The sequence below is a fragment of the Microcoleus sp. LEGE 07076 genome (assembly GCF_015207455.1).
Classification (GTDB): domain Bacteria; phylum Cyanobacteriota; class Cyanobacteriia; order Cyanobacteriales; family Microcoleaceae; genus Microcoleus.
In genome coordinates this window covers 1-4,469 of the sequence record NZ_JADEWV010000334.1, presented here as the reverse complement: position 1 = coordinate 4,469, position 4,469 = coordinate 1, and the positions used below count along the sequence as shown (strand labels likewise).

1 protein-coding gene is annotated in these 4,469 nt (G+C 44.0%); it reads right to left on the bottom strand.

The window, feature by feature from the left end:
- On the bottom strand, positions 1 to 4,178 hold a 4,178-nt coding region (locus tag IQ270_RS28505), incomplete at its 3' end, for a PAS domain S-box protein (RefSeq protein ID WP_193976487.1).
- Positions 4,179 to 4,469: the final 291 nt, after the last annotated feature.

The following is a 4,469-nucleotide window of genomic DNA, read 5'->3' as shown; positions in this document are numbered from 1 at the left end:
ATGCAGCGCACCGTGCCCCCGTGTCTTTCCACCACAATCTGATAAGAAATAGACAGTCCCAAACCAGTACCTTTACCGACTGGTTTAGTAGTAAAAAACGGGTCAAATATCCGAGATTTGACAGACTCTGCCATTCCCTGGCCGTTATCAGAAATTGCGATCGCCACCCGATCGTTCTCCAAAACCTCCGTGCGAATCCGAATCAAAGGCAAGGCGTCACCACCCAAAGGTAAACTCGAAAAATTTTGCCGTTCCACATCCGTTGCACTCGCCAATTCCAACTTTTTATTTCTGACATCTGCCAAATCATCAATAGCATTACTTATTATATTCATAAACACTTGATTTAACTGTCCGGCGTAACACTGTACCGGTGGCAGTATTCCATATTCTTTAACTACTTCAATCTGACGATTTCTGCCATTTTCTTTAAATTTGTGTTGCAAAATTAACAGAGCACTGTCTATTCCTTCATGAATATCAACTCGCTTAATATCTGATTCTTCCAGACGAGCAAAGTTCCGCAACGACACAACTATTTCGCGAATTCGATCGGCTCCAGTTTGAATTGACTTCAGCAGGTGCGGGAAATCTTCTTTCATGAATTCGACTTCTATTTCTTCAGCAAATTCCGCAATAACAGCAACAGGTTCAGGGTAATGTTCTTGATATAAAGTACACAATTGCAGCAAATTTTGGGCGTACTCGCTCGCGTAAACAATATTGCCGTAGATAAAACTGACAGGATTATTGATTTCGTGAGCAATTCCCGCAACTAGCTGCCCCAAACTCGACATTTTTTCCGCATGAATTAGTTGAGCTTGAGTTTTTCCTAATTTTTTCAATGTTTGCTCTAGCTGGTAATTTTTATGTTTTAATTGAGATTCGGCTTGTTTGCGTTGGGTAATGTTGCGGGCAATAAGGATCGCCTGATTCGAGTTAAGAGGCAGCAATCTCCCTTCATAGGTTTCTTCTCCTTCGGGCATGGGTAGCGAATACTCTAGATTAACCGGAGTTCTGTTTTCGTAAAGTTCAACCATTGCCAACTCGAACTGGCTGGCAACGGTTGGGGGCAATATGTCAGTTATGCGTTTGCCCATAAAAAATTCGGGAGTCGCGTACAAATCCGCTGAATTTCCTGACAAGTAATCCAAAATAATGCCGTCAGCATTGAGGCGGAAATACAAATCGGGCAGTGCCAGAAAAACAGCTTCCAACTCGGAAGTTTTTTGACACAATGCTTCTTGGGCGAAGTAGCGATCGCTAATATCAAAAATCACCCCGTCCAAACAGCAAACGCTCCCATCTGCCTCGAACACGGGAGAACCTTTATCCCACACCCATTTAACCGTGCCGTCTGCTGCTAACAAGCGGTATTCCAAATTATAAGACTGTTTGTTTTCTATTGATTGCCGAATAGTTGCTTCTACTTTTGCCAAATCTTCATGGTAAATAATGCTAGCAAAAGTCCGGCTTCCCCTGTCAAAAGGCGAAATAAAATCCGCAGCGGGGTAGCCCGTTAGTAAATAGACGGCATCGCTAAGAAAAATTATCCCCAAATCGCACTGCCAGCGATAAACCACCCCGGGAATATTAGCTACCAAAGACCGAAATCTGGCTTCACTCCGGCGCAAAGCTGCTTCCGATTCATGGCGTTCTGTAATATCGTTAGTGAAACCTAGCACTGCAAATACATTACCTTCAGCGTCGCGCAGGGGGACTTTTTTGGTGTCTAAAATATGTATGGAACCATCAGCAACAGTTGCCGCATCGCAGGGATTGTGGATGATTTCCCCTGCCAGTACAGCAGAGTCGTCTGTGCGAAATCCTCGGATATTTTGTGCAGAATTACCAAATACTAAATCTGCTGAAAATCCTAATTCTAAATCTGATTTACCAATTATTTCTTCCATTGTTTTGCCGATCGCTTCGGCTAAACTCTTGTTTGCCAAAATATAGCGAAATGTTTGGTCTTTGGCAAAAATCCAGTCGCTGGTTTTGTCGATTACCGTCCGCAACAATTGTTCGGAACGTTCGGTTTGTGCTAAGGCTATTTGTAGTTCTAATTCGAGGCACTTGCGATCGGTAATGTTTTCAAAAGCAACGCCGACGCAGTTGTTGGGTAATGGAAAAGCTTTAATAGAAAAAGCGCGAGTTATTTTGCCGCATTCATCGCAGTCAATATCTTCAAGTTCTACGGATTTTTGGCCGAGAATTACCGCAGCAAATGCTTTGGGAATGTTTTTTGATCGCAAATGAGGAAAAATCTCGTCAATTGTCATGCCCAAAACATCGGCCATTTCTAACCCGGTAAACCTTGTAGCAGCGGGATTCGAGGCGATCGCCCTGAGACTGCTATCATCCTCTATATCTTCCAAATGGTAGACGTACAAACCAATCTGCATATTCTCGACAATTTGGTCATACAGACGCACGCTTTCGTCTACCTGCCGGCGTTCGGTAATATCTTCAGTAATCCCCAACACGTACTGAGGATTCCCCTGAGCGTCGAGAATTGGCACTTTGCGGGTGTGCAGTATTCTCATACCTTTGTGGCGAGTTTGGATCGGCTCTTCGGCTATGTCTTGAAGACTAGATTGGTTGTGATGACCGGTCAATATTTGCCTATCTTGAGCGGTGAAAACATCAGCTTGTTCTTTGGGATAAATATCATAGTCATTTTTGCCGATCGCCTCTTGAGAGGTAACACCTGCGATCGTTTCCCCCGCTTTATTCCACAATACGAATTTCAGCGAAGAAGCATCTTTAGCAAAAACTCCCACCGGCAGATTTTCTACTACCGAATTGAGAAACCCTCTAGCTGATTTTAAGTCGGCTTCTGCGCGCTTGCGTTCGATGCCCAAAGCGATGACATCTGCTACCGATGATAAAGTTTCTTTAAATGGTGAAGTCAGTGGCTGGCTGCTGATAATTACCATAACTCCCACCAGTTTTTCTTCGACTATTAAAGGGTAGCCTGCGAAGGTAAGAATTTGCTTGGGTATTTGACAATTTCTCGGATTTTGACTGCTATTTATAATTTCTGACTCGGACTTTTCTGCCCCAGTGAATTCCCCGGACTCTTCTTCGGGCAGTCCAAAATTATTCAGCTCAAATCCGCAGTCAAATTGCGGTTTTTGTTGTTGGGCGATCGAGTTAACCTTCGCTGCAATAAAGTTAGCTCGATCGTCTGTGCGGCTGTAGATTCCCGAAACTGCTTGCAATTCCAAAATATCGTATTGAAAGTTAAAAGTCCAAATTTCAGCAGAGGCGACATCGAGATTTCGCACCATTGCCTCGCAGCAAGGAATCAGGATATCTTGAGGGTGTTTGGTGAGGGCAATACCGACATCGGCTACCATTGCTGTGAGGCGAGAAGCTTGGGCTTTTTCTGCTTCTAAGCGTTTGCGATCCGTGATGTCTTCCACTAAGGAAAGCACCGTAAAAGTATCGCCGCTGCGAATAATTGAGTTGAACCAGCGACACCAAATTACCTGTCCGCTTTTAGTTTTATTTTGATTGATGGAAGTATTGCCGTTACCGGAGGCTAGTTCGAGTTCGATCGCGACACGGGCCTCTCTATCTTCTGGGCAAACAAAATCCAAATCGCCGAACTGCTTGCCCATCATATCATCCGATGTCCACCCAAAGATTTCTTGGGCGCGCTTTGACCACTGAACGATCCGAAAATTTTCATCCCAGCCTACCATTGCCAGAGGACTGTTAGCTGCATTCAACCACAGTAAATGGTTCGATCGGCGCAACTGTTGAGTTTTCTGTTGCTGCCAGCGGTAGTGCCTGGTGATATCTCTACCAACGCCCAAAACCCGCATCTGATTGCTGGAGGCATCTACCGCGGGCGTGTAAGCCGTTTCGTAAATTTTAATCCCGCCGTCTGCAGCCGCAACCTCGTGAATTGCCAGCTTTTTTTCCCCTGTAATAAATACTTGTTGCAGGCAGGAATCAATTTGCGAAATTATATTTTTGAAACCCGGATTATTGGGATATAATTTCAACAACTCTTGATGAGTTTTGTTGACTATTTCAGCAGGCTCCAATCCCATCCAAGCAGCAGCAACAGGATTGATGTATAGGTACTTTTGCTGTCGATCGCACTCTAGGAAAGCGTCAACAGAGTTAGATAAAAAAGACTGCAACGAGTTGACAACTTCCTGCATGGGGATTTTTTCATTAATTGCAAGTAAAGCTTTAAATTTTTCCTAAAGTTAGTTTAACTCACTCAATTTTTTTTTGGTACTTTACTGCTGCGGTTCCCGGTGCAATTTTCGGCGCCGTTCCCTATAATACAAAAATTTTCATGAAATAGTATTTTTATGAACATAACTTAATTAGAGCAGATGCTCTTTTTTTTCACAAGACGCATCGGATACAAAAGGGAGGGGTGTTCTTTGTCAGTTGTCAGTTGGCTGTTGGCTGTTGACTGTTGGCTGTTGGCGGATGGTAGGGGC